23 protein-coding genes are annotated in these 26,616 nt (G+C 33.3%); 22 read left to right on the forward strand and 1 reads right to left on the reverse strand.

The genetic code is table 11. The features are described from left to right. The 6 genes from ACWPVO_RS08355 to nifJ all read left to right on the forward strand — a co-directional run bounded on the left by ACWPVO_RS08355 (nucleotide 1) and on the right by nifJ (nucleotide 10,001). A complete protein-coding gene (locus ACWPVO_RS08355; RefSeq protein ID WP_454207756.1) occupies nucleotides 1-588 on the forward strand; it encodes a phospholipase A2 family protein in 588 nt (195 codons plus the stop codon). A 53-nt stretch (nucleotides 589-641) separates the two neighbouring features. Further along, nucleotides 642-1,142, forward strand: a complete 501-nt coding sequence (locus ACWPVO_RS08360) for a hypothetical protein (protein ID WP_277250897.1) — start codon at nucleotides 642-644, stop codon at nucleotides 1,140-1,142. A 566-nt stretch (nucleotides 1,143-1,708) separates the two neighbouring features. Beyond that, nucleotides 1,709-3,460 carry an aminopeptidase P family protein gene (locus tag ACWPVO_RS08365; protein WP_454207758.1) on the forward strand — a complete coding sequence of 584 codons (1,752 nt, stop codon included), beginning with the start codon at nucleotides 1,709-1,711 and terminating at the stop codon, nucleotides 3,458-3,460. Between the two features lie 4 nt (nucleotides 3,461-3,464). Beyond that, on the forward strand, nucleotides 3,465-5,327 hold the full coding sequence (gene uvrC / locus ACWPVO_RS08370; RefSeq protein ID WP_454207760.1) for an excinuclease ABC subunit UvrC: 1,863 nt from the start codon (nucleotides 3,465-3,467) through the stop codon (nucleotides 5,325-5,327). After that, nucleotides 5,317-6,231, forward strand: a complete 915-nt coding sequence (gene hprK, locus ACWPVO_RS08375) for an HPr(Ser) kinase/phosphatase (RefSeq protein WP_454207762.1) — start codon at nucleotides 5,317-5,319, stop codon at nucleotides 6,229-6,231. The genes uvrC and hprK overlap by 11 nt, the downstream gene beginning before the upstream one ends. Before the next feature lie 233 nt (nucleotides 6,232-6,464). Beyond that, nucleotides 6,465-10,001: a pyruvate:ferredoxin (flavodoxin) oxidoreductase gene (nifJ, locus tag ACWPVO_RS08380; protein WP_454207764.1), complete on the forward strand. Its 3,537-nt coding sequence runs from the start codon at nucleotides 6,465-6,467 to the stop codon at nucleotides 9,999-10,001. Between the two features lie 209 nt (nucleotides 10,002-10,210). Here nifJ and ACWPVO_RS08385 read toward each other — a convergent pair whose 3' ends face one another. Continuing rightward, a complete protein-coding gene (locus ACWPVO_RS08385; protein ID WP_454207766.1) occupies nucleotides 10,211-10,561 on the reverse strand; it encodes a hypothetical protein in 351 nt (116 codons plus the stop codon). A gap of 301 nt (nucleotides 10,562-10,862) precedes the next feature. On the opposite strand from ACWPVO_RS08385, the gene plsX reads away from it, so the two are divergent. The 16 genes from plsX (at nucleotide 10,863) to asnA (ending at nucleotide 26,588) form a co-directional block, all read left to right on the forward strand. Further along, nucleotides 10,863-11,846, forward strand: coding sequence for a phosphate acyltransferase PlsX (gene plsX, locus ACWPVO_RS08390; protein ID WP_454207768.1), 984 nt, complete (start codon nucleotides 10,863-10,865; stop codon nucleotides 11,844-11,846). Further along, nucleotides 11,846-12,073: an acyl carrier protein gene (gene acpP, locus ACWPVO_RS08395; protein ID WP_454207770.1), complete on the forward strand. Its 228-nt coding sequence runs from the start codon at nucleotides 11,846-11,848 to the stop codon at nucleotides 12,071-12,073. Before plsX ends, acpP begins: the two co-directional genes overlap by 1 nt. Nucleotides 12,074-12,077: 4 nt before the next feature. Then, nucleotides 12,078-12,773 (forward strand): ribonuclease III, encoded by a 696-nt coding sequence (rnc, locus tag ACWPVO_RS08400; protein WP_005956856.1) that lies wholly within the window; start codon nucleotides 12,078-12,080, stop codon nucleotides 12,771-12,773. Further along, the gene (locus ACWPVO_RS08405; RefSeq protein WP_454207772.1) at nucleotides 12,766-13,815 is read left to right on the forward strand and encodes an elongator complex protein 3; all 1,050 of its coding nucleotides are present in this window, start codon (nucleotides 12,766-12,768) and stop codon (nucleotides 13,813-13,815) included. Before rnc ends, ACWPVO_RS08405 begins: the two co-directional genes overlap by 8 nt. A gap of 4 nt (nucleotides 13,816-13,819) precedes the next feature. After that, entirely contained in the window at nucleotides 13,820-17,341 is a 3,522-nt protein-coding gene (gene smc / locus ACWPVO_RS08410) for a chromosome segregation protein SMC (RefSeq protein WP_454207774.1), read from the forward strand. Between the two features lie 9 nt (nucleotides 17,342-17,350). Then, nucleotides 17,351-18,766: a signal recognition particle-docking protein FtsY gene (gene ftsY, locus ACWPVO_RS08415; RefSeq protein ID WP_454207776.1), complete on the forward strand. Its 1,416-nt coding sequence runs from the start codon at nucleotides 17,351-17,353 to the stop codon at nucleotides 18,764-18,766. A gap of 474 nt (nucleotides 18,767-19,240) precedes the next feature. Next, nucleotides 19,241-19,597: a YlxM family DNA-binding protein gene (gene ylxM, locus ACWPVO_RS08420; RefSeq protein WP_005956784.1), complete on the forward strand. Its 357-nt coding sequence runs from the start codon at nucleotides 19,241-19,243 to the stop codon at nucleotides 19,595-19,597. Nucleotides 19,598-19,608: 11 nt separating this feature from the next. Continuing rightward, the gene (gene ffh / locus ACWPVO_RS08425; RefSeq protein ID WP_005956796.1) at nucleotides 19,609-20,946 is read left to right on the forward strand and encodes a signal recognition particle protein; all 1,338 of its coding nucleotides are present in this window, start codon (nucleotides 19,609-19,611) and stop codon (nucleotides 20,944-20,946) included. 49 nt (nucleotides 20,947-20,995) lie between these two features. Further along, nucleotides 20,996-21,295 (forward strand): 30S ribosomal protein S16, encoded by a 300-nt coding sequence (gene rpsP, locus ACWPVO_RS08430; protein WP_005956761.1) that lies wholly within the window; start codon nucleotides 20,996-20,998, stop codon nucleotides 21,293-21,295. A 20-nt stretch (nucleotides 21,296-21,315) separates the two neighbouring features. Then, nucleotides 21,316-21,549 carry a KH domain-containing protein gene (locus tag ACWPVO_RS08435; protein WP_005956767.1) on the forward strand — a complete coding sequence of 78 codons (234 nt, stop codon included), beginning with the start codon at nucleotides 21,316-21,318 and terminating at the stop codon, nucleotides 21,547-21,549. After that, a complete protein-coding gene (gene rimM / locus ACWPVO_RS08440; protein WP_412276153.1) occupies nucleotides 21,536-22,039 on the forward strand; it encodes a ribosome maturation factor RimM in 504 nt (167 codons plus the stop codon). The genes ACWPVO_RS08435 and rimM overlap by 14 nt, the downstream gene beginning before the upstream one ends. Further along, complete coding sequence (gene trmD, locus ACWPVO_RS08445; RefSeq protein ID WP_454207780.1) at nucleotides 22,036-22,779, forward strand: tRNA (guanosine(37)-N1)-methyltransferase TrmD; 744 nt, start codon at nucleotides 22,036-22,038, stop codon at nucleotides 22,777-22,779. The genes rimM and trmD overlap by 4 nt, the downstream gene beginning before the upstream one ends. Further along, the gene (gene rplS / locus ACWPVO_RS08450) at nucleotides 22,766-23,113 is read left to right on the forward strand and encodes a 50S ribosomal protein L19 (protein WP_005956838.1); all 348 of its coding nucleotides are present in this window, start codon (nucleotides 22,766-22,768) and stop codon (nucleotides 23,111-23,113) included. The genes trmD and rplS overlap by 14 nt, the downstream gene beginning before the upstream one ends. A gap of 70 nt (nucleotides 23,114-23,183) precedes the next feature. Further along, a complete protein-coding gene (locus ACWPVO_RS08455; RefSeq protein WP_454207782.1) occupies nucleotides 23,184-24,818 on the forward strand; it encodes a glycosyl hydrolase family 18 protein in 1,635 nt (544 codons plus the stop codon). Between the two features lie 66 nt (nucleotides 24,819-24,884). After that, nucleotides 24,885-25,538 carry a zinc dependent phospholipase C family protein gene (locus ACWPVO_RS08460; protein WP_040541576.1) on the forward strand — a complete coding sequence of 218 codons (654 nt, stop codon included), beginning with the start codon at nucleotides 24,885-24,887 and terminating at the stop codon, nucleotides 25,536-25,538. Between the two features lie 54 nt (nucleotides 25,539-25,592). Continuing rightward, entirely contained in the window at nucleotides 25,593-26,588 is a 996-nt protein-coding gene (gene asnA, locus ACWPVO_RS08465; protein ID WP_412593335.1) for an aspartate--ammonia ligase, read from the forward strand. Nucleotides 26,589-26,616 lie beyond the last annotated feature (28 nt).

A 26,616-nucleotide genomic window follows, 5' to 3' on the forward strand; every position in this document is an offset into this window, starting at 1 on the left:
ATGCTATATGAAATTAAATATATTTTATCAAATAAGAGAAAATTAATATTATTAATAAACTTGATGTTCTTAATCAGTTTTACACTTATTTTTAATACCATGGTATTTGCATCTTCTACAGATGCTGAATTTTATAAGCAAGAGGATTTAATTATTAAGCAGGCTAAGGACTATATTTTAAAGGATAAGGAAGGATATGTATACTTTGATATACAAAAAGCTCAAAAAGATAGGGTTTCTAAAGATGTAATAGAAGTTGGGAAAATAGTAAACGAAATTACCGAAAGCTATAAAAACAATGATCTTAGCTATAATAGAGAAGTGTTAAGAGAATATTCTTCTAAGAATTTAAGTAGATTAGGTAGATATGGTCATTATTGCGGTAAAGGTAATGATGGCTGGGATAAAACTCCAATTGATGAGTTAGATGCAGCATGCCAAAACCATGATAGATGTTATGTCTGGGGAGGAGATAACACTATTTGCAATAAAAGGTTTTGTAATGCATTAGATGAAATAATTAATTATGGAAGTGGAACTGCAAAGATTAATTATGCAAGGGCTGCTAAGTTAATTTTTTGCAGGTAATATTAATAAAAGTAAATATAAAATAGGAATTTTTAAATGTAGGAGTGATTTTTGTGAAAAAAATTATTAGCTTATTATTAGTTTTAATATTAATTCCAAGCGTAACATTAGCAAAAGATGTTCAAACTATTCAAAATTATGATAATCTTGAAGTGGTAGATACTATAATAGTAGAGGAAAATGAAAATAAATTTATTAGACAAGATATATTAAAAGATGGAACAATAGTTGAGTCAGGCGCTATTCTAATCCCTAAAATACAACTTTATGATTACAGTGGAGGCAGCTGGGATTCTGGGACATGCTATTCTAATGTAAGAGGTCTTTATGTGTACAAAGAGATTGATGGCAACAGAATACAATTCACAGCGGATGTCGCTTTAGTAAATCCAATATGTGGAAATACAAGCAGAATTTTGAGGGGATATGATATTACTTTGAATAGGAAAAGAGGGGGTTATTTTACCACAACTTCACCAACTCAATATACGGCTTATCATAGTGGCTACAAAGTTTCCTTATATGTTAGTGACGGAAGAATGTGGACTGATTAATAAATATTAAAAGGAGAGATAAGTTGAGGACAAAACAACTTTTAATATACATTATAAGTATAATGATATACTTAATCTTAGTTTATTTATTAAATAGGCATACAAATAAAAAAAGAATTATGTATGGAATTTCAATACTAAGTTTAATGTTATTTATTAGTCTTAAATTCTTAGGTAATAAATATAATATATATTATTTAGGTTCTGATAAATTTATAAACTCTTACTTAAATTTAATGTGTATTATAATTAACATTCCTATATTGTATGGAGGGTATGAAACTATAAATTTTTATGTTAATTTTTATGTTAATAAGAAAATTTCTAAGAAAAATCAAGCTTTAATAATTAAAAGTATATTGATAATACTACTATTCTTATTAGCATATCTTAGTTACACATGGTGGGAAATTGTATATTACTTCTTATTTTAATGAGAAATTTAAATTTTGAGCAAAGGCGATAATGAGAAAAATTTAATATAAAAGGAGAAAGTTCGGGAGACCGGACTTTTTTCTTTGCCCTAATTTCCTCTTGTGATAAGATAGGATTTAGGAAGTGATAATGTGATTTTAAATAAAATACGAAACTTAATGAAAGAAAATAAAATAGATTTTTATCTTGTGCCATCAAAGGACCCACATGGGTCTGAGTACCTGCCAGATTATTACAAGGAAAGAGAATTCTTAACAGGCTTTACTGGTTCACAAGGGACTGCTGTAGTGACAAGAGATGAGGCTTTCCTTTGGACTGATGGAAGATATTACATTCAAGCTGCAAGAGAGATAAAAGATTTTGGCTTTGAACTTAAAAAACAAGGACAAGCTGGAGTCTTAAATTATGATGAGTGGATTGCAGAAAACATTAAAGAGGGAATGACCCTTGGTCTTAATGCAGAATATTTTTCTCATCAAGAGTTTTCTTCTATTTCAAAGAAATTGCAAAATAAAAATATTAAAATTCTTGATATAGATTTGATAAAGGACCTTTGGGAAGATAGGTATGACTTTCCATCTGATGATGCCTTCTTGTTGGATGTAAAGTTTGCCGGCAAGTCTTGCCAAGATAAAATTTCTGAAATCAGAGAAATTTTAAAAAATAAAAATGCCAAGATGACTGTGGTTTCATCTCTTGTGGATATTGGATGGACCCTAAACCTTCGTGGCATGGACATAAAGGACACGCCAGTTTTAATTTCCTTTATGATAATTGAAGATGATAAGGTAATCTTGTTTACAGATAGGTCTAAGACAAAAAATATTGAAGAAGAACTGTCTAAAGTCCTAGAAATAAAAGATTACTCAGATTTTTATGAATATTTAAAAACTTATAATGGCGAGAAAATTTATCTTGACCCAGCCTCTATTAACGAAAGAATTTATAAGGAACTCTGCGACAAGAATGAAATTTTCTTTGGAAGAAATATTTCAGAGGACTTAAAGGCTATAAAGAACGATGTTGAGATAAAAAACCTTGAAGAAACTTATGTTAGAGACGGTGTGGCACTCTTTAAGTTTATCTACTGGTTGAAACAAAATGCTAAAAATAAAATTGGAGAATACCAAGCTGCTATGAAGCTTGATGGACTTCGTGGGGAGGACCCTCTTTATATATCTAATTCCTTTGATACAATTTCTGCCTATGGACCCAATGCTGCCATGATGCACTATCATGCCACAAAGGAAAATGAATCAATAATAGGGGACAAGGGATTATATCTTGTGGACTCAGGTGGTCAATACTATTCAGGGACAACTGATATTACAAGGACTATTGCCATGGGAGACTTAAGTGAGGAAGAGATAAGAGATTATACTTTGACTCTTAAGAGCCATATAAACCTAATGGACGCAGTTTTCTTAAAGGGAACTTATGACTTAGCATTAGATGGGATAGCAAGATATGCCCTTTGGCAAGAGAGAATGGATTACAAGTGTGGCACTGGTCATGGAATTGGTTTTGTCCTTTCAGTTCACGAAGGACCACACAGAATTTCACCAAGAGACCCTGCAGTGAGAATGGAAGAAGGCATGATTGTATCCAATGAACCTGGAGTTTATAAGGAAGGCAAGCATGGAATTAGGATTGAAAACATCATGAGGGTTGTCTATGACTGCCAAACTGTGGACTCAATCTTTAATAAGTTTAAGACAATTTCCTTCTGTCCCTTTGAACTTGATGCAATTGATGTAAGTCTTTTGACAAAGAGACAAGTGGAAGTTTTAAATTCCTACCACAAGGAAGTTTTTGAAAAATTAAGTCCCTATCTTGAAGGAGAAATTTTAGAATACTTGAAAGAAGCAACGAGAGAGGTATAAATAATTGTTAGATTTAAGAGAAAGGCTTGATAAACTTCCTGACAAACCAGGAGTTTATATAATGAAAAATGAATTAGACGAGATAATCTATGTTGGAAAAGCTAAATCTCTTAGAAAAAGAGTTAGACAATACTTTGGATCCTATGGGAAGTCCTCAAAAAAAGTTGCCAGCATGGTGTCAAAGATTCACGACTTCGAATATATAATAGTAGAAAATGAAGTTGAGTCCCTAGTACTTGAGTCCAACTTGATAAAGGACAATCTACCAAAATACAACATCCTACTCCGTGATGACAAGCAGTATCCCTACATCAAAGTCAAGGTGAACGAGAGGTTTCCGAGGGTTATGAAGACAAGAAGAGTTGCCAAGGACGGAGCAAAATACTTTGGACCCTATCCTGATGTCTTTGCAGTAAATGGTTCTATTGAAACCTTTGAGAGGATTTATCCCCTTAGGACCTGCAATTTGAATCTTGAAAATGTGGAAGAAAAGCCCTATAGGCCCTGCTTAAACTACTACATTGGCAAGTGCCTGGGGCCTTGCACTGGAGAAGTAAAGGATGAGGATTATAATTTAATGGTAGATGAAGTCTTAAGTTTTTTATCTTCTTCCAACAGCAAGCTAGTGGATAAGCTTCATGAGAAGATGATGGACTACTCGAGAAATCTTGATTATGAAAATGCAGCTGATATTAGGGACAGGATTAAAAATCTGGAATACTTAAAGGAAAGGCAACTTATCTCTGATCCAGAGGCTAACGACGACAAGGATATTATTGCCCTTGCCAAGGGAATTGACGAAGTCTTGATTCAGATTTTCTTTTTTAGGAATGGAAAAATTATTGGTAGAGAGCACTACATGATTAGAGACTATTACAATGATTCTTATGAAGAAATATTTTCATCTTTTATCAAGCAATTTTACATTGGAGCATCTTACATTCCAAAAGAAATTATAATAGAAGAAAAACCTCTCGATATAAAATTATTAGAAGATTGGCTAACAGAAAAGAGGGGCAATAAGGTAAACATTGTAGTTCCAATAAAGGGCAACAAGAAAGAACTTGTTAAAATGGTAAAGAGGAATGCCCTGGATATGATTGAAAAGTACGGCGACAAGTTCAAGAAGCGAGCTGAAACAAATAAAAAGGCCCTTGAAGATATTAGGGACCTACTTGGTCTGAGCGAAACTCCTAGGAGGATTGAGGCCTACGATATTTCAAATATTTCTGGAGTTGAGTCAGTGGGCTCAATGGTAGTTTTTGAAGATGGCGACTCTAAGAAAAGTGACTACAGAAAATTTAGGATTAAAAGTGTTGTGGGACCAGATGACTATTCTAGTTTAAAGGAAGTTATCGAGAGGAGATTTACAAGGGGAGTGGAAGAGAAAAAAACTTCTAAGTCATCTTCTTTTTCAAATTTTCCAGACCTCATAATGATGGACGGAGGCAAGGGACAAGTCAATGCTGCCAAAGAAATCTTAGACAAGTTGAATTTAAATTTAGAAATTTGTGGACTTGTAAAGGATGACTTCCACAAGACTCGTGGAATTATTTACAATAATGAAGAATTTAAAATTGATTTAAACTCTCGTGCCTACAAGATGATTTATAAAATTCAAGAAGAGGCCCACAGATTTGCCATAAATTATCACAGAAATTTAAGGACCAAGACTATGTTTAAATCAGAGCTAGACGATATAAAATTAATAGGACCAAAGAGAAAGGAAAATCTCTTAAAACACTTTAAATCCATTGATAAGATAAAAAATGCAAGTCTAGAAGAATTAATGGAAGTTGAATCCATGAATGAAGCAAGTGCTAATTCCATTTACCAGCACTTTAGGGGAGGAAATAATGGGCGTTAAAATAAAATATATAGTCGATGAATTAAAATTTGAACTTGTTCATGCATCCATAGACTACAAGGACATAGAAATAGAAAGTAGTGACATCAATAGACCAGGCCTACAACTTAATGGTTATTACTCAAACTTTGTTAAGGACAGGATCCAACTAATAGGAACTCAAGAGTGGCACTATATAAATTCTATGGAAGATAAGATGAGGTATGAAACCCTAGAAAAATTATTTATCTATGACATTCCTGCAGTAATTTTTTCTAGGAATGCTGAAATTTTTCCCCAAGCCATAGAACTTGCAAAAAAATATAATGTAACAATCTTAAGGAGTCCTGACTCAACTTCAAAGGTATTCAGCAAGATTATTTCACTTGTAGAAGATGAACTTGCGCCAACTATGAGGATGCATGGTGTTCTTTTAGATATTTCTGGTATTGGAGTTTTAATAACAGGAAGAAGTGGGATTGGTAAAAGTGAAACTGCCCTTGATCTTATTTCTAATGGAGCAAGATTAATTTCTGACGACTCAGTTATTATAAAAAATTTAGATAAGAGATTAATTGGGAAGTCACCAGAAATAACAAAATATTTTATGGAGATAAGGGGAGTTGGCATCATCGACATTCAAAAAATGTTTGGTGTTGGTTTTGTCATGGAAGAAAAAGAAATCGAAGTCGTTGTAAACTTAGAAGATTGGGACGAGTCAAAGGAATATGAAAGACTGGGATTAGACAACAAATACCAAAGCATTCTAGGGATAGATGTTGTTAGGTTTGACATACCAGTTAAGCCGGGAAGACACACTGCCCTTATAATTGAAGTTGCTACTAAAAACTACAAGCAAAAAGAATTGGGCTACAATCCTGCAGAAGCTTTAAATAATAGACTTATGGGTGGAAAAAAGAAATAAAAGATAATTTATGGGAACTTAATAATAAGCTTTTATTTATTATTATTAATAGTAGGAAAATATTTAAAAATAAAAAGTAGATTCCATATAATGGAACGTCTTTCACAATTCGCTATTTTTAAATCTTTCTAAGACTTTTATTAATAATATTATTGAAATTTATTAAATTAAGTTCTATAATATAAACAGTATGGTTAGTTAATATTTATATTATTAATAATTAGGAGGCAAATATGTCTAAAACATTTAAAACAATGGACGGTAATGAAGCAGCCGCTCACGTAGCCTATGCGTTCTCTGACGTTGCTTGTATTTACCCAATCACACCTTCTTCACCAATGGCTGAGCACATTGATGCTTGGGCTTCTCACGGAAGAAAGAACATCTTCGGTCAAGAAGTTTTGGTTAAGGAGTTACAATCTGAAGGAGGAGCTGCTGGAGCTGTTCACGGTTCACTACAAGCTGGATCACTAACATCAACATACACAGCATCTCAAGGTCTATTACTTATGCTACCTAACATGTACAAGATAGCAGGGGAACTACTTCCAGGTGTATTCCACGTTGCTGCTAGAGCACTAGCATCACACGCGCTTTCAATCTTTGGAGACCACCAAGACGTTATGGCAGCAAGAGCTGCAGGACTTGCTATGTTAGCATCTGGTTCAGTTCAAGAAGCAATGGACTTAGCTGGCGTTGCTCACTTAGCTGCTATCAAAGGAAGTTTACCTTTCATTCACTTCTTTGATGGCTTTAGAACATCTCACGAAGTTCAAAAAATTGAAGTACTTAATTACGATGATTTAGCAAAACTAGTAGATAAAGAAGCAGTTAAGGCTTTCAAACAAAGAGCTCTTAACCCTAATGGACCTGAAATTAGAGGTACTGCACAAAACCCTGATATCTACTTCCAAGAAATTGAAGCTTCAAACCACTATTACACTGATATCATTGATATCACTGAAGGTTATATGAAGGACATTTCTAAATTAACTGGTAGAGAATACAACCTATTCAACTACTACGGTGCAAAAGATGCTACTGACATTATCGTAGCAATGGGATCAGTAACTGAAACAATTGAAGAAGTTGTTGACTACCTAAACGCAAAGGGACAAAAGACTGGACTTGTTAAAGTTCACCTTTATAGACCTTTCTCAATTAAACACTTAATGGCAGCAATTCCAGAAACTGTTGAAAGAATTGCAGTTCTTGATAGAACTAAGGAAAAGGGTGCAGTTGGACAACCACTTTACCTTGATGTTAGAGATGCTTTCTATGAATCAGATAAGAAACCACTTATCGTTGGTGGTATCTATGGTCTAGGTTCAAAGGACACTAACCCAACAGATATCCTAACAGTTTACGAAAACCTTAAGGCTGACCAACCTAAGAATGACTTTACAATTGGTATCGTTGATGATGTAACTCACAAATCACTTGAAATTAAAGAACACATCACAACTGAACCTGAAGGAACTATTAGATGTAAGTTCTGGGGATTCGGATCTGACGGTACTGTAGGTGCAAACAAATCTGCAATCAAGATTATCGGTGACAACACTGACATGTACGCACAAGGTTACTTTGATTATGACTCTAAAAAATCTGGTGGAGTTACAATGTCTCACTTAAGATTTGGTCACAACAGAATTACATCAACTTACCTACTAACAGAAACTGACTTCATTTCATGTTCAAAACAATCTTATGTTTACTCTTATGACCTATTAAGAGGACTTAAGAAGGGTGGAAAGTTCCTTCTAAATACTATTTGGAATGACGAAGAACTTGACGAACACCTACCAGGATATATGAAGAAATATATTGCTGAAAATGAAATTGAATTCTATACAATTAACGCTACTAAAATAGCTGCAGAAGTTGGACTTGGCGGAAGAACTAACATGGTAATGCAAGCTGCATTCTTCAACCTTTCTCAAGTACTTCCACTAGATGAAGCTGTTAAACTTCTAAAACAAGCTATCGTAAAAGATTACGGTGCTAAGGGTGACGATATTGTTAACATGAACTACGCTGCAGTAGATCAAGGTATTGGAGCTCTTCACAAAGTAGAAGTTAAGGATTCTTGGAAAGATTCTGATACAACTAAGGACTTCAAGATTAAGGGAGCTCCTGAATTTATCAACAACATCCTAATTCCAATGAACAGACAAGAAGGTAACGATCTTCCTGTATCAACTTTCAGCAACATGGTTGACGGAACATTCCCATCAGGAACAAGCCGTTACGAAAAGAGAGGTATTGCAGTTAATGTTCCTCACTGGAAGAGCGAAAACTGTATCCAATGTAACCAATGTTCACTAGTTTGTCCTCACGCAGTAATTAGACCTTTCCTTGCTGACGAAGAAGAAAAGGCTAACGCACCAGAAGGCTTTGAAACAATTAAGGCTAGAGGTAAGGGACTTGAAAGTTACGAATACAGAATGCAAATTTCTCCACTAGACTGTACAGGTTGTGGAAACTGTGCTCAAGTTTGTCCAGCAAAAGAAAAAGCACTTGTTATGTCACCATTCGAAGGCGAATTAGACGTACAAGCAGCTAACTGGGAATATGCATTTGAACATGTAAAATCTAAACAAGAAAACATTGAACCTAACAACTTCAAGAACACTCAATTCCAAACTCCATATCTTGAATTCTCAGGAGCTTGTGCAGGTTGTGGAGAAACTCCATATGTAAAACTTGTTACACAATTATTTGGAGATAGAATGAGTATTGCTAACGCTACAGGTTGTTCATCAATCTGGGGTGGATCAGCACCATCAATGCCATATTGTACTGACGAATGCGGAAATGGACCATCATGGGCTAACTCCCTATTCGAAGACAATGCTGAATATGGATATGGTATGGCTGTTTCTCAAACTCAAACAAGAAATAGAATTAAAAACCTTATGGAAGAATTCGTTGAACTTAACGTTGACGCAGAAGCTAACGAAGCATTCAAGGCTTGGATTGAAGGAATGGATGACTACAAGACTTCTAAGGCAGCAGGTGCAAATGTACTAAAAGTTCTTGATAAGAAATTTGGCAACGATAAGGCAGATGAAATCATTGATGATCTTAAGGGTCTCGAAAGATTCTTAATCAAGAAGAGTCAATGGATCATCGGTGGAGACGGTTGGGCTTACGACATCGGATTCGGTGGAGTTGACCACGTTCTAGCATCTGGTGAAAACATCAACATTCTTGTTCTTGATACTGAAGTTTATTCAAACACTGGTGGTCAAGCTTCTAAGGCAACTCCAACAGCAGCAATTGCACAATTCGCAGCAGCTGGTAAGTTAACTAAGAAGAAAGACCTTGGTCTAATGGCAACAACTTATGGTTATGTATATGTAGCTCAAATTGCTCTTGGTGCTGACAAGAACCAAGCTTACAAGGCAATTAAAGAAGCTGAAGCTTATGATGGTCCATCACTAATCATTGCTTACGCTCCATGTATTAACCACGGTATTAGAGTAGGTATGGGCTTCTCAATTGAAGAAGAAAAGAAAGCTGTTGAAACAGGTTACTGGCACCTATACAGATTCAACCCTGAACTTAAAGAAGAAGGAAAGAATCCATTCATCTTAGACTCTAAAGAACCTACTAAACCATTCAGAGACTTCCTTGACGGAGAAGTAAGATATACATCTCTTAAGAAGTTATTCCCTGAAAGAGCAGAAAAACTTTACGAAGTTGCTGAAGAAAATGCTAAGGCAAGATACGCTGGCTATATTGCACTAGCAAACGGTGAAGAATAATTTTTGCCAAATAATATAATTTCTAAATAAATAAATTAAACTCGCTTGAGGAAACTTGAGCGAGTTTTTTTATTGCCTTTATTTTGCTAACCTATAATTTCTTGAGACAAATTAATCTTGAAGTTAAACAAGAATACTTAGCTATAATTTTCTATTAAGTAGGAAGTTATTAGTTTGTAAAACTTTATAGACTAATATTCGCTTATAACTTAGTAAATAAGTAAGAAGTTATAGATTAATGCGGAGTTGTTAACTCTCACTAAGTCATTAACTTTTAAAAAGTCATTAACCTTTACTAAGTCATCAACCTTTACTAAGTCATCAACCTTTACTAAGTCATTAACTTTTAAAAAGTCATTAACCTTTACTAAGTCATCAACCTTTACTAAGTCATTAACCTTTACTAAGTCATCAACCTTTACTAAGTCATCAACCTTTACTAAGTCATTAACTTTTAAAAAGTCATTAACCTTTAAAAAGTCATTAACCTTTACTAAGTCATCAACCTTTACTAAGTCATCAACCTTTACTAAGTCATCAACCTTTACTAAGTCATACATAAATCCTGTTTCATAAATTTTTACTAACTTGTAGTAAATAATATTTCAGTTTAAATGACTTTGTAATTTTAAACATAAAGACTTCTGACTTAAAATAATGAAAAGATTAACACAAAATAAAAAACTCTTATTATAACATTTAAAATATTTGTGTTATAAAATAAAAAGTTTTTATACATTATAAAAAAATTTTATAAATTTGATTGACTTAAGAGAAGTCAAGAAATCTTATTAAATATAGGCAAAAGATTGATTTTTTTAGTCATTTAATATAATATTAAATTTATTAATGGAGGTCGAAATGAAACTAATTTTTGATATAAATGGTGGCGACAATAAGGCTGAAATCATTAAGGGAGCTATTGATGCTTCCAATGAATTTAATAAAGAAATAATCCTAGTGGGAAGAGAAAATTTTATAAAAGAAAACCTTCAAGGGCTAGATTATGATAAAGATAAAGTAGAGATAGTAGATGCAAGTGAAAACATTGAGAACAATGAAGAACCTGTTCTCGCTTTAAGGAAAAAGAAAGATTCTTCTATTGTAAAGGCCATGACCCTATTAAAAGAAAAGAAGGCCCAAGCACTTATTTCTGCAGGAAGTACTGGTGCCCTTTTAGGTGGTGGAATCTTTATTGTAGGAAGAATTAAGGGAATAAAAAGAGGAGTTCTTCCAACTCTAATCCCAGGTCTTAAGTCAAATACACTTGTAATAGATTCTGGCGCCAACATGGACACAAGCCCAGAACTTTTAGAAGAATTTGCAATCCTTGGTGATGTATTCTTAAGAGAATATTATAAGATAGAAAACCCAAAAATTGGGCTATTAAATGTAGGAGTAGAAGAGGGCAAGGGCAATGCACTTTATAAGGAAGCCCACCAAAGATTAAAAGAATCTGTTCTCAACTTTGTGGGAAATGTTGAAGCTAGAGAAATTATGGACAACGATGTGGACCTTCTAGTTTGTGATGGATTCGATGGAAATGTTCTTCTTAAATCCATTGAGGGTGTAGTGGAATTTGCAACAAAAAATGTCTTCCACAGTATTGCAACTTCAGACCTTGATGATAGGAGTAAAAAAGCTTTTACTGATTTCTTAATGAAGAAGTTTAAAAATCTAGATGCTAAAGAAGTTGGGGGAACAATCTTATTGGGAATTGATGGCAACATTATTAAGGCCCATGGAAATTCTGATGCTAGAGCCATAAAAAATGCTGCAAAATATGCCATAGATATAGTAGAATCTAATATTGTAGATAAAATAAAGGATAAGGTGGAAAAATAATGAAGGATAGAATTTTACAAATTATTGCTGAACAATTCAACATTGATGAAGATGATCTTACAGAAGATATGAACTTTCAAGATGACTTAAATGCTGATTCTATTGAGCTTGTTGAACTTGTAATGACAATAGAAGAAGAATTTGAGACAGAGGTTTCTGAAGAAGACCTTGAAAAGCTAAAGACTATTGGCGATGTAATAGAATACGTAGAAGATTTGGAACAATAATCACATGACCTTTTCCAATTTAAAAAATCTTGAAAGAAAATTAAATTATGATTTTAAGGATAAAGGTCTTTTAGAAACAGCCCTAACTCACTCATCCTATGTTAATGAAAACAAGATGAAACAATATGAAAGTAATGAAAGGCTTGAATTTCTTGGAGATGCTGTCCTTGGTCTAGTTATTGGGGAGTATTTTTATAAGAACTTTCCAAAAGATCTTGAAGGGTCTTTGACTAAGATGAGGGCAGAGTCTGTCAATGAGAAAGTCTTATTTTTCATTGCCAAGGGTCTTGAACTGGGAGACTTTATAAGATTTGGTAAAGGGGAAAAGAAAAATGGTGGTAGCAAGAGGGAGTCAACCTCTGCTGATGCTTTAGAAGCCTTGATTGGTGCTATTTTTTTGGATTCGAACTTCAATAATGCAAAGAAAATAGTTCTGAATTTATTTGATGAATTCTTAAAAGAAGATGCTTATAAACTCTTTAATGTTGACTTTAAAACCATGCTTCAAGAAGAGGTCCAAAGGTCTGGGCAAAAGGCTGAGTATAAACTTGTGAGGGAAGAAGGACCAGATAACGACAAAACCTTTTTTACAGAATTATACTTAGATGAAGTTTTGGCTGGAAAAGGATCTGGCAAGACAAAGAAGGAATCTCAGCAAGAAGCTGCAAGAGAGGCTCTTGAAAGGAGAAGGAATGGCTAAGAGAAATATAATACCTATTTTCATTCCTCACTACGGCTGCCCTAATGATTGTGTTTTTTGTAATCAGAGAAAAATTACAGGGATGTCTACAGATATTTCAAATAGTGATGTTGAAGATACTATTTTGGAATATCTTTCTTATTTTAAGAGGAAGGATAATGTTGAAGTTGCCTTTTATGGCGGAAGCTTCACAGCTATCTCTCTTGAAGAGCAAAGTGAATTTTTAAAAGTAGCTCATAGCTATAAAGAAAAGGGTCTAGTAAAGTATATTAGACTTTCAACAAGGCCCGATGCCATAGATGATAGAATTCTAGAAAATTTAAAAAATTATGGAGTAGATATAATTGAACTTGGGGTCCAAAGTCTTGACCCTGAAGTTTTAATCTTATCTAACAGGGGGCACAATGCTTCTTGTGTCTATGAGGCTGCAAATTTGATCAAGTCCTATGGATTTAAGTTAGGACTTCAGCAAATGGTGGGACTACCTGGAGATACTTTGGAAAAGTCTCTTTATACTGCAAGGGAGTTTGTAAAATTAAAACCCTACTGCGTTAGAATATACCCAACACTTGTTATAAAAGAGACAGCCCTTTGTAAAAATCTTGAAAAAGGATCTTATAAGGCTCTTGAATTAGAAGACTCAATTAAATATGTTGCTGATATTATAAATATTTATTATAGACATGATATAAATGTCATAAGAGTTGGTCTTCAGCCAACAGACAATATAAATTATGGCGGAGATATTGTGGCAGGAGCCTTTCATCCAGCTTATAGGCAATTAGTTGAATCCTATTATTTTAAAAATGCACTTATAAATTATTTTGTGGATTCAAATAATATTGCTGATGAAATTACCCTACTTGCCAAGGGGAAAAATATTTCTAACATAAGTGGACAAGGGGCAGAGAATAAATACGAAATTATAAATAAATTAGGAATAGATAAATTAAATCTTAGACAAAAGGATCTTTCTGATTTTGAAGTGGAGATTTTGTCAAAGAAAGACGAAGTTATTGATGTGAGAAACTACTACAGGTGAGCAAATGTTTTTAAAATCCGTTACTATGCAGGGATTTAAGTCCTTTGCAAATAGAACAAAAATTGAATTAGATGAAACCACTACGGCAATAGTTGGACCAAATGGTAGTGGGAAAAGTAATATTACAGATGCAATAACCTGGGTATTGGGTGAATCTTCCGCCAAAAATCTTCGTGGAAGCAAGATGGAAGATGTAATTTTTTCTGGAACTGATTCCAAAAAACCCCTAGGCATGGCTGAGGTAACTATTGTATTTGACAACTCGGACAAGTCCCTTAACGTAGATTATAGTGAAGTTTCTGTAACTAGGAGGATGTACAGGTCCCTTGAGAGTGAATTCTTAATTAACAACAAGAAGTGCAGGCTCAAAGACATAAAGGAACTCTTTATGGATACAGGAATTGGTAAAGACGGCTATTCTGTTATAGGGCAAGGTAAGATTGAATCTGTCCTAAGTTCAAAACCTGAGGACAGGAGAAATATATTTGAAGAGGCTGCAGGGATTTCAAAGTACAAGTATAAGAAAATTCAATCTAAGAATAAACTTCTAAAGACAGAGGAGAACCTAATTAGGATTGAAGACATTCTTTCAGAAATAGAAGTTCAAGAACAAAACTTAAAAGCCCAAGCAGAAAAAGCTGAAGCCTACTTAAAAGATTATGAAGAATTAAAGATTTACGACATAAACTTTTCTTGCAAGGATATGAAAAAGCGTGAAGAAGACTTACTTAACAAGGTCAAGGAACTTGAAGTTTTAAAATCTGATTCTGATAAAATCTTAAGTAAGAGAGAAGAATTGTCTAGAAATCTTGAAGAAATTCAAGAGAAACTTGAAGACCTAAAAGAAGAAAGCGAGTCTTCTAATGAAAAATTAAATAGCCACAAGGAAAATTTTGACAAGTTAAATTTAGAAATAAATCTGGATGATGAAAAAATAAATTCTCTCAAGAGGGATATTGAAAGAATAGGCTTTGAAAATGAAAGCTTAGATAAAGATTTACTTAGTGCTAGGGAATCGATAGGAGAAATTGAAAAAGATAGGGAAGTATTAAATTCCTCTAAAGAAGAAATTCTTGAAAAACTAAATGCAAAAGAAGACTTAATAAAAAATTTAGAAGCTGACTTTAAGAACCTAGAAAATCTTGGCAACTTAAATTTTGAAAATAAAAACAAAGTAAAAAATGAAATTGAAAATATAAAATTTAAGAGCGAAACTCTTGAAGATATAATAGAAGAAAAAAATAATAGAAAGTCTAATCTTGATAAGTCCATAGAAAATCTTAGAGAAAATCAAACTGAATTTGAAAAAATTATTAATAGAGATACTTTAGAATTAAAAAATCTAAGGGAGAAACTCGAAAAAGATGACCAAGACTTTGAAAAGACCAAGGAAGATCTAATAAGACTTGATGATGAAAATAAAAAACTTGAATCCAATCTAATAGAAAGAAGAAATGAAGGAAATGAAATCCTCGCAAGGCTAAAGATTCTTGAAAATATGGAATCTAACTATGAAGGCTACAACAGGACTGTAAAATCCTTTATGAACTTCTCTTCAAAAAATAATATTTTCAAGGACTCCCTCTATGGCCCAGTTGCAGAAAAATTTTATGTGGAAAAAGATTTTGAAAGGGCAATTTCTGTTGCCCTTGGCTCAATGTCCCAAAACATCATCGTATCCTCTACTAAGGACACATCAGAGATGTTAAAAATTTTGGAGAATAATAAGATGGGAAGAGCGACTTTTCTTCCACTAGATAGGGTTTCTGGAAGCAGAGTAAGTGTTAGCTCCAAAGAAGAAGGTATGGTTGGCCTAGCTTGTGATTTAATAAAATTTGATGAAGTATTTAAGGGGATTTTTTATAACTTGTTGGGAAGAGTTATAATAGCTGACAACTTTAAAAATGCTTCAAGGATTTCAAAAAGACATAAGCTTAAGGTGGTAACTCTCAAAGGAGAAGTCTTTAATCCATCGGGTGCCATCACAGGTGGTTCACTTAACAACTACAACAGCTCTTTTATCTTGCGTAAGAATGAAATTACTGACTTCCAAAACAAATTTAAGACTCTTCAAAGCCAGCTTAAAAAACTTGAAGTAGAAAAGGAAGAAGTTGAAAAAAAGATTTCAAACCTCAATGATTTTGCAGGATCTTACATGGAAAAAAGAAATTCTCTAAGCATCAAGATAAATGAAATAGAATCGAACATTTACAAAAATAAAAATGACAATGAGCTTAACTCCCAATACTTAGACAAGTATGTTAGAGAAAGAGAAGAGCTTGAAGAAAATATAAAAGCTGATATAAGTAGTTTAGAAGACAACAAGCTACAAATTGAAAGCAAGAAGAAACTTTTAGAAGAACTCTTGGCTGAAGTTGATAGCGGGGATAGGCTAGAAGAACTTTCAAAGGAAATCGAAGGTCTAAAGAATGAAAAAATAGAAATTCAATTACTTGAAAGAGAAAATAGAGAAAAAATCCTCTACAAGTCCAGAGAAGTTGAAAGAATTAAGTCTGAAATATCTTCAATTGAAGAAAAACTTGAGAATAATAAGAAAATATTAGAAGAGTCTCAAGCTAATATTGAAGAGAAGACCAAGTCTAATGAAGAAAATAAAAAATCTCTTGAAGAGATAAGGGAATCAATAGAAAACTTAAATCTCAAATTAGAAGAAGTTAAAAGAGATTTAGATGAGAAAAATAGGGCTTACTTAGATAAGAGGGAGGAGCTTTCAAATCTTAAGGAGAAGTCCCTTATAATAAGTTCCGAGATAGAAAAAACTGAACTAAAAATTGAAATGAACAGAAATAAAATTTCTAGCGAAGTGGATAGACTAAAGGAAGATTACGACATCCAGGATTATCACAACTTTATTGATGATAATCTTGTGGACTTAAAAGAGGGGACTCTTAGAAGGCTAAAGAAAAAAGTTCGCGACTATGGAGAAGTAAATATTTCTTCTATTGAAGAATATAAACTTGTAAAAGAAAGATGCGATTTTTACACTTCACAAAGAGATGATTTGATTAAGTCTAAAGAAGAAATTAAATCTATTCTAAGTAAGCTCGACCATGAGATGAAAAAATTATTTAACGAAGCCATGGAAGAAATTTCTGGAAACTTTACTGAAATTTTCAAAATTTTATTTAATGGCGGCCGTGCAGAGATAAGCATAGAGGGAGATGTATTAGAATCAGGAATTGAGATCAAGGCATCGCCTCCTGGCAAGAGGTTACAATCCCTTTCTCTATTATCAGGTGGCGAAAGGTCCCTTACTGCAGTTGCTCTATTGTTTGCCCTACTTAAGTACAGGCCAGCATCTTTTTGCATCCTAGACGAGATCGATGCAGCCCTTGATGATGCAAACATCAAGAGGTATGCTGATTACCTTTTAACTCTTGAAGGTATTCAGTTTATAATCATAACTCACAGGAAGCTCACAATGGAGATTGCAAAGACTATGTATGGTGTTACAATGGAAGAGAAGGGAATTAGTAAATTGTTCTCTGTAAAATTAAAGGATTAGGAGATAGATATGTTTAATTGGTTTAAGGATAAATTTAAGAAAAAAGATGACAAGGAAAACAAGGAAGAGTTAATTGAAGAAAATATTTTAACTAATGAAGAGATTCGTGAAGAAGAAGCTCAAGAGATAGAAGAAATTGATGAAAAGCTAGAAGAAGTATCTGAAGGAGGAAATCTTTCTAAAGAAGATGTAAATACTTCAGAAAAAATCCAAGACACAAATGAAGTCTTCAAGGACAAGAGTGTTATTGAAGATGCCTTAGAGAAAAAGGAAGCAGCAAGAGAAGAAGCTCAAGCAGAAGAAATAGAAGAAATTCATGAAAAACTAGAAGAAGTTTCTGAGGAAGGAAAACTTTCTGAAGAAGATGTGGAAACTTCAGAAAAAATAGAAGATACAGACGAAGCCTTCAAGGACAAGGAAGTTATTGAAGATGCTCTAGAACAAAAAGAAGAAGCTCAAGAAGAAATAAAGGAAGTTGAAAATACTGAAGAAGTAGTAGAAGAAGAGCCAAAAAAAGTTTCACTTTTCCAAAGGCTAAAGGAAGGTCTAGACAAGACTAGAAAAGAAGTTGGAATTAAAATCAACACTGTCCTAGGTGCTTATGTCAAGATTGATGACGAAATGCTTGAAGACCTAGAAGATATTTTAATCTCAGCAGACATTGGAATGGAAACCACAATGAAGCTAATTGACAACTTGCGTGAAACAATAATCAGGGAAAAGATAAATGACCCACAAGAAGTTAAGCCTCTTTTAATGGCAGAAGCAAAAAAACTTATGAATCCTGAATTAAACACTCCAATTAATACAGAGCCGCCTGTAATCATTTTAGTAGTTGGAGTAAATGGAGTTGGTAAGACAACAACTATTGGTAAGCTTTCATCAAGATTCAAAAGAGAGGGCAAGTCAGTTCTTGTTTGTGCAGCAGATACCTTTAGGGCAGCAGCTATTGATCAATTAAAAGAATGGGGCAATAGGGCTCACGTTGATATAATTAGTCACGCTGAAGGCTCAGATCCGGCAGCAGTTGTTTTCGATGCAATTGAAGCAGCTAAGGCTAGAAAAACTGACGTCTTAATAGTTGACACAGCAGGAAGACTTCACAACAAGTCTAATCTAATGAAAGAACTTGAAAAAATTAATAGGATTATTTCTAACAAGTTTCCAGAAGCAAATCGTGAAAACTTATTGGTACTTGACTCAACAACAGGTCAAAATGCAATTAACCAAGCAAAGACCTTTAGAGAAGCAACTGACATAACAGGAATTGCATTAACAAAGCTTGACGGAACAGCCAAGGGTGGCGTTGTCGTTGCCCTTCAATCAGAACTTGGAATTCCTATTAAGCTAATTGGAGTAGGGGAAGGCATAGATGACCTTCAAGACTTCAACATCGATAACTTCTTGGAAACAATTTTTGGTTAAAATTCATAAAAATATTTAGTAGGTCTTAGGGCCTACTTTTTTATTGCTAACTTTTAAGTGATGGTTTTTGTAAAATTATTTGAAGGATTTCTTGTGGAAAAATTATTTTAAAGAGTTTGAAAATTTCAAAAATAAAATTTTAAAAAGTCATAAAGATCTATTAAGTCATAAAAACTGACTAAGTTATAAAGAATTACTGAGTTATAAAAACTTATTAAGTCATAAAAATTTATAAACTAATAGGAAATTAGGAAGTCATAAAGTCTTATGATGTCATATTATTTTGATAGTTTCTAAAATTTTTAAAAGTTTTAAAGTTATTTAATTCAAAGCCTAGATATAATAGAAAAAAATCCTAAAAAACAATAAAAAAACTAAAAAACTTTAAAAAAATTGTTGACATTAAATGGGCTTTTAGTTAGAATTAGATAGGTCAAGTAAAGAGGTTGACCTATCAAGAAAAATGGTGATATAATGAATGAGAAATTTTTCAGGATGAACAGCTTACTTGATTTTTATGGAAAGCTTCTTACTGAAAAGCAGATGAAGGCTGCCCTAATGTATTATGTTTATGATTGCACAATCAACGAGATTTCCTCTGAACTTAATATATCTAAGCAAGCAGTATTCGACAACTTAAAGAGAGCAGAGAACAACTTAGAGGAGTTTGAAGCAAAACTTGAGTTAATAAAAAATGCAAAAAAAGAAGAAGCTAATAAAGAAATAAAAAATGAAAAAATAGAAAGAATTTTAGAAAGTATAGAAAAAGAAAGTCTAAGTGAAAACAATAATTTAAAAATTAAAGAGCTTAGAGAAATACTTTTTGACTAGGAGGTGGATTTTTGGTATTCGAAAGTTTATCCGATAAATTGCAAAATACTTTGCAAAACTTAAGAGGCAAAGGTAAATTATCTGAAAAAGATATTGACGCAGCAATGCGTGAGGTAAAACTTGCACTTCTTGAAGCTGACGTAAACTTCAGAGTTGTAAAAGACTTTGTTAAGACAGTAAAAGAAAGGGCTTTGGGAAAAGAAGTTTTAGAATCCCTAACTCCCGGCCAGCAAGTAATAAAAATTGTTAATGAAGAACTCACAAGTTTAATGGGTACTAGCGAGGTTAAAATTGACTTCTCAAAGAAACCAACTGTTATAATGATGTGTGGTCTTCAAGGTGCAGGTAAAACTACTACAAGTGGTAAGCTTGCCAATAAATTAAAAAAAGATGGAAAGAGACCTCTTTTAGTTGCTTGTGACGTTTACAGACCCGCAGCTATAAAACAACTTCAAGTTGTAGGTGAGTCTGTTGATACTCCAGTATTTACTATGGGAGATAAGATTTCTCCAGTTGATATTTCCAAGGCAGCTCTTGAGCATGCCAAGAAAAATGGAAATGATGTTGTCATCATAGATACTGCAGGTAGACTTCACATAGATGAAGCCCTTATGAAGGAGCTTCAAGATATTCACGAGGCACTTGAACCATCTGAAGTTCTTCTTGTCCTTGATGCAATGACAGGTCAAGATGCAGTAAACGTTGCTGATACCTTTGATGACATGTTGAAGTTAACAGGTGTTATCTTAACTAAGCTTGATGGTGATGCAAGAGGTGGAGCTGCCCTTTCAATTAGGTCAGTTACAGATGTTCCTATTAAGTTTATCGCCAGTGGCGAAAAAATGGACAACATTGAAGTCTTCCACCCAGATAGAATGGCTTCAAGAATACTTGGAATGGGAGATGTGCTCTCCTTAATCGAAAAGGCACAATCAGCTGTTGATGATAAAAAGGCAAAGGAACTTGAAGAAAAACTTAGGAAGTCAACTTTCACTTTTGAAGATTTCCTAGACCAAATGCAACAAATGAAAAATATGGGGCCACTTGAAGACATAATAGGAATGATTCCTGGTATGAACAGCAAGGCTCTAAAGGGTATTAGCTTACCTGACAACGAATTTGCTAAGGTAGAGGCTATTATTCTTTCCATGACAAAGAAGGAAAGACAAAAGCCAGAAATTATAGATTCTTCCAGAAGGAAGAGAATAGCAAAGGGATCTGGAACTAGTCCAGCCGATGTAAACAAACTGATTAAACAGTTTAAGGACATGAGAAAGATGATGAAACAATTTGGAAACATGTCCAAGACAATGGGAAAGAGAAAGTTTAAATTACCTTTTTCCTTTTAAGTTAGCTTATATATTTTAATATATAAATTTTTTTGTGGAGGTGAATAATTTGGCAGTTAAAATTAGACTTAGAAGAATGGGTGCTAAGAAAAAACCCTTTTATAGAATAGTTGTAGCAGACTCTAGAAGTCCTAGAGATGGAAAATTCATCGAGGAGATTGGTTATTATAACCCACTTACAACTCCTAAGGAAGTTGTTGTAGATGCAGAAAAAGCTAACAACTGGATTAAGAATGGTGCAAAACCTACTGATACAGTTGACAGACTTTTCAGAGAAAACTCAGTGTACAGCGCTGGTGCAAACTCAAATAATACAGCAGAAGCAAGTGAATCAGAAGCTACTGAATAACAGTATGTTTGGAGGACCAAATGGTTGAATTAATTGAATATATTGCTAAATCTTTAGTTGACGATCCTTCTTCAGTTGATGTGGCAATGACTAAGAATGATAATTCAATTGATATTACTCTTAAAGTTGCATCAAATGATATGGGAAAAGTTATTGGCAAACAAGGCAGAATTGCTAAGGCAATAAGAGCAATTTTAAAAGCTGTTTCACTAAAAGAAGATGTAAAGGTTAATTTGGAAATTGAAGAATATTAAAGATTCAATTACTTGCATTGGTAAAATAATTAATACTCATGGTATTAAGGGAGAACTTAAGGTTGATCCTTATACCTTTGACAAAAAGAGGTTTTCTAAACTTGAAAGTGTCTTTGTAGGCGAAGATTTAAAAGAATTTTTTATTAAAAGAGTTCGAGTTAATGATTTTGTCTATTTAAGCTTTGAAGGTTATGAAAATATAAATGATGTTCTTAACTTAAAGGGATCTAACATTTATATTAAAGATGAAGACAGGTTAGAACTTGAGGAAGACCAGTATTATGTTTCCGATTTAATTGGAAAAGAAGTTTATGACACTGATGGTAATTACCTTGGAGTCTTAAAGGAAGTATTGGAATATCCTGCTAATGATATTTTTGTCATAGAAGGCAAGGATAAGGAAACTTATCAAGTGCCAGGAGTAAAAGAATTTATAAAAAAAATAGATTCAACAATAACTATTAAGTTAATAGAAGGAATGATTTTGTGAAAATTAGTGTTTTAACATTATTTCCCGATTTCATAAATAATATTAGAGATTTTTCTATTGTTGGAAGATCTATTGGCCAAGGAAAATTAGAATTAGAAACTGTAGATATTAGAGATTTTGCCATCAATAAATATTTACAAGTTGATGATTATCCCTATGGCGGTGGACCTGGTATGCTGATGCAAATTAAACCAATAGTAGAGGCAATAGAATCTGTAAAGACAGAAAATTCCAAAGTTTATTATATGTCCCCACAGGGCAAGGTTCTTACACAGGATAAGCTAAAAGAACTAAAAGAGGAAGAACACATAATTCTTCTCAACGGTCATTATGAAGGTATTGACAATAGGGTCATTGAAAATTATGTAGATGAAGAAATTTCCATTGGCGATTATGTTTTAACTGGTGGAGAGTTGGCGTCCATGGTTATCATTGATGGCGTGTCAAGACTACTTGATGGTGTACTTGCAAGTGAGGAGTCCTTTGAGGATGAATCACACTACAATGGACTTTTAGAACATCCCCAATACACAAGGCCAAGAGAATTTAGAGGACTTGAAGTTCCAGATATTCTTTTAAGTGGAGATCATAAAAAAATAAGGAAGTATAGACTTAGAGAGTCTATTAAAAATACTTTACAGAAAAGGCCAGACTTATTAAAAGATAAAATTTTAAATGATGAAGAAAAAGATATTTTGAAAGATTTACTGGAAGGAGGTAAAAACAATGGATTATATTAGAGCTATTGAAGCTGAACAAATAAATGAAAACTTACCTAAATTTAATGTTGGAGATACAGTTAGCGTTCACTACAGAATTATCGAAGGCGAAAGACAAAGAATCCAAGTATTCGATGGTACTGTTTTAAAAATTCAAGGAAAAGGCGCTAGAAAGACTTTCACAGTAAGAAGAATTTCTTACGGTATTGGAGTTGAAAGAACTTTCCTACTTAACTCACCAAGAATTGCTGATCTTGTAGTTACAAGAAAGGGTAGAGTTAGACGTGCTAAACTTTACTATCTTAGAGATAGACAAGGTAAGGCTGCAAAAGTTAGAGAAAAGACAAATTACTGAGAATGGGACTTTAAGTCCTATTTTTAGTATCTTTTATTTTGAGCAAATAATTTAATAAAGGGTGATAATTTTGAAAAAACTTTTTATGGGACTCTTGTTAATAGTAGTCCTAGCAGCTGGTGCATTTTTATTTGTTGAAAATAGAGGAACTAGCAAAATCTCAACTAAGTACGATAAGTTTAACTTTTTGACAGAAGACAAAGACATTGATAAAGACGATTTTTGTATTGAAGATGGAATGATTTACCTTTCGCTAGACTACATAAAAGAATACCTTGATAAGGGAATCGAATATGATGAGTCAACAGGTGAAGTAAAAATCAATAACAATCATGCTAATAAAATTTTAAAATTAAATGAATATGAAGCAAAGTTTAACAGCGGGACAATTGATTTAAGAGCTCCTGTTATTGAAAAAAGTGGAAAGATTATGCTTCCAATTGAAGCCTTTATCTATGACTATGATGTTAGATTAAGATACAACAAGGACATAAGACTATTGCTTCTTGACTACAGGGACAAGGAGTATGACCTAACTAAGACTACATCAGAAACTCTATTAAGAGAATCTGCTTCTAAGAGGAGCCCAATTATAAAGAAGCTTCCAAAGGGAGAAGAACTTTATGTCTATGAAGAAAAGGGTAAGTTCTACAAAGTTAGGATGCCAGAAGGATATGCCGGATATGTTTTAAAGAAGGACCTTGACGAAAATTTTGAAAAAGTATCTTTAAAGTCAACTTCAAAAAACACATCTGATGGTCCAATTAATTTAACTTGGGATTACACTTATGCAGAACATTCCGAAGACAAGATAAACCAAATTAAGGACATAAAGGGACTTGATGTAATAATTCCAACATGGTTCTCCATTAGAAATGGAAATGGAGATATGATTGACAGGGGAAATCAAAATTATATTAAAAAATATAAGGACTTAGGAATAGATGTCTGGGCATATCTTGATAACTCCTTTGATCCAAATATAACTCATGAGGCCCTATCAAATGAAAACACTCGTAAAAAAGTTATAAATAAGACTCTTGAGCTATGCAAAAAGTATGGCATGAAGGGAATAAACATTGACTTCGAACATACAAAGATTGACGATAGAGATTATATAACAGACTTTGTAAGAGAATTTAGACAAGCAGCAGGCGATGACTTCATAATAACTGTTGACGTTACACCGCAAATATCAGCAGATGTTACAAAGGAACCTTATGACAGAAAGGCTCTTGCTGAGATAGCTGACTACATGGTAGTAATGGCCTACGACCAACACTGGGGATCTTCTGATAAAGCAGGATCTGTTGCCCAATATAAATGGGTAGAAGGATCTGTCAACGTATTATTTAGAAGCATTCCAAATAAAAAAATGATTCTTGGTGTTCCACTTTACACAAGATTGTGGAAGGAAGCTGGCGGCAAGGTAACTTCTAAGACAATTTCTATGGATGAAGTTGCAAGAATAATTGCAGCTAAAGGTTTAAAACCAGTTTGGGACAAAGAATCACAACAAAATTATATTGAATACCAAGAAAACAATGCAGACTATAAAATTTGGATTGAAGATGCAAACTCACTTGAGAAAAAGGTATCTCTTGTTAACAAATACAACCTAGCAGGCGTTGGAAGCTGGAGACTGGGCTTTGAAACTCCAAATATATGGGATGTAATATCAAAGGAACTTGACAAAACAAACTAAAAATTGACAATTTCACTATTAAAGTATAAAATCATTTTGTAAAGATGTTGAAAAATTTTAATTAGGATGTGTTTAAAAATTTTACCAGATACACATAAAATCGTGGCAAAAATTGTCCACGATAGAATAAAAGATAAATACAATGTCAATTTAAATTTAGAAAAAATGCTTTGGGGATCAGTTGCTCCCGATGTCCTTCCTTATTATAAGTTGAAGAGACATTATTTTGATGAATCTGGAGACTATATAGCAAAGGAAATTACAAAATTAATTTTCTTTTCAAGGTTTTCTTATTCTGAAGGAAATGAAAGCAAATTATTAATTAACTATGTAAGCAGGAGGCTTGGCATAATAATGCACTATCTATGTGATTTTGTTTGCTTTCCTCACGCCTACAGAATGACTTTCGTAGAAAATTTGAGAAAACACGTTAAGTACGAACAAGACTTAGCTCTTTATGCAAGGGAAAATAAATATCTAGAAAAAGATTTTTCTTCTGTAATTAGTATAAATGATATTAATTTTTTAGAAGATTCTGACATGAGGCTTGAAGAAAGAGTTAAGAAGTATTTAATAGATGTAATAGACCAATACAAGGAGTCAAATCATTCCTTTGATAATGATTTGAATTTTGCTTTAAATCTTTGTACAAATATTTCTATTTTAGTTATTGAATCAAGTCTCCAATTTCAAGGAGATTTTGATATACAATATATTTAAAAGAAATCTTTCACTCAATGTGGGTGGAAGATTTTTATAATTAGGGAGGAAAAGATGAGGAACAACTCTAGTGCTACAAAATTAGATCTTAGAGAGACACAAATTGCAATCAAGTCAGTTAAGGATTACTTTCAAAGAGATTTGGCAAACACTTTAAATCTACAAAGGGTTTCTGCACCTCTTTTTGTAAGACCTGAAACTGGACTTAATGACAACTTAAATGGAGAAAAAGCTGTAGACTTTAATCTTAGACAATATGGGATTAATGTTGAAATTGTTCAATCTCTTGCTAAGTGGAAGAGGAATGCTCTTAAGGACTACAATTTTAATATGTATGAAGGAATCTACGCAGATATGAATGCCATTAGAGCAGAAGAAGAACTTGATGAAATTCACTCTTCTTATGTAGACCAATGGGACTGGGAAAAAATTATAAATAAGTCTGATAGAAATAAGGAATATCTTTTCTTAATTGTAAGAGAAATTTATTCTGTATTTAAAAGAACTGAAGAATATATTAACCAAACTTATCCATACATTCTTTCAAAGAAGCTTCCAGAAGAAATCTTCTTTATAACTTCCCAAGAACTAGAAGATATGTATCCTGGAAAAACTTCTAAGGAAAGAGAAAAATTAATCTGTAAGGAAAAGGGTGCTGTGTTTATCATGGGCATTGGACATAAATTAAAGTCTGGTGAGCCACACGATCACAGATCACCTGACTATGATGATTGGGACTTAAATGGAGACATCTTGTTCTGGGATGAAGTCCTAGATAACTCTCTTGAAGTTTCAAGCATGGGTATCCGTGTTGATGAAAAATCTCTAAAGAGTCAATGCGAACTTACAAATACAACTGAAAGATTTAAACTTCCTTATCACCAAAATATTTTAAATGCAGACCTACCTTACACTGTTGGTGGTGGTATTGGCCAATCAAGAATTTGTATGTTCTTTTTAGAAAAGCAACACATTGGAGAAGTCCAAGTAGGTGTTTGGGATGAAAAGAGTTTAGACTTCTGCAAAGACAATAAAATTAAATTATTATAATTACATTACATTTACAATTTGGATTTCA

The organism is Peptoniphilus sp. Marseille-Q6390, from assembly GCF_965119475.1.

What these genes read in the sequence shown, in the direction of transcription:
- acpP (WP_454207770.1), top strand. Translation starts at nt 11,846, where the DNA reads ATGAAGGATAGAATTTTACAAATTATTGCTGAACAATTCAACATTGAT.
- hprK (WP_454207762.1), top strand. Translation starts at nt 5,317, where the DNA reads ATGGGCGTTAAAATAAAATATATAGTCGATGAATTAAAATTTGAACTT.
- ACWPVO_RS08385 (WP_454207766.1), bottom strand. Translation starts at nt 10,561, where the DNA reads ATGTATGACTTAGTAAAGGTTGATGACTTAGTAAAGGTTGATGACTTA.
- ACWPVO_RS08405 (WP_454207772.1), top strand. Translation starts at nt 12,766, where the DNA reads ATGGCTAAGAGAAATATAATACCTATTTTCATTCCTCACTACGGCTGC.
- plsX (WP_454207768.1), top strand. Translation starts at nt 10,863, where the DNA reads ATGAAACTAATTTTTGATATAAATGGTGGCGACAATAAGGCTGAAATC.
- ACWPVO_RS08460 (WP_040541576.1), top strand. Translation starts at nt 24,885, where the DNA reads ATGTGTTTAAAAATTTTACCAGATACACATAAAATCGTGGCAAAAATT.
- ftsY (WP_454207776.1), top strand. Translation starts at nt 17,351, where the DNA reads ATGTTTAATTGGTTTAAGGATAAATTTAAGAAAAAAGATGACAAGGAA.
- ACWPVO_RS08355 (WP_454207756.1), top strand. Translation starts at nt 1, where the DNA reads ATGCTATATGAAATTAAATATATTTTATCAAATAAGAGAAAATTAATA.
- rnc (WP_005956856.1), top strand. Translation starts at nt 12,078, where the DNA reads ATGACCTTTTCCAATTTAAAAAATCTTGAAAGAAAATTAAATTATGAT.
- ylxM (WP_005956784.1), top strand. Translation starts at nt 19,241, where the DNA reads ATGAATGAGAAATTTTTCAGGATGAACAGCTTACTTGATTTTTATGGA.
- ACWPVO_RS08435 (WP_005956767.1), top strand. Translation starts at nt 21,316, where the DNA reads ATGGTTGAATTAATTGAATATATTGCTAAATCTTTAGTTGACGATCCT.
- rplS (WP_005956838.1), top strand. Translation starts at nt 22,766, where the DNA reads ATGGATTATATTAGAGCTATTGAAGCTGAACAAATAAATGAAAACTTA.
- asnA (WP_412593335.1), top strand. Translation starts at nt 25,593, where the DNA reads ATGAGGAACAACTCTAGTGCTACAAAATTAGATCTTAGAGAGACACAA.
- smc (WP_454207774.1), top strand. Translation starts at nt 13,820, where the DNA reads ATGTTTTTAAAATCCGTTACTATGCAGGGATTTAAGTCCTTTGCAAAT.
- nifJ (WP_454207764.1), top strand. Translation starts at nt 6,465, where the DNA reads ATGTCTAAAACATTTAAAACAATGGACGGTAATGAAGCAGCCGCTCAC.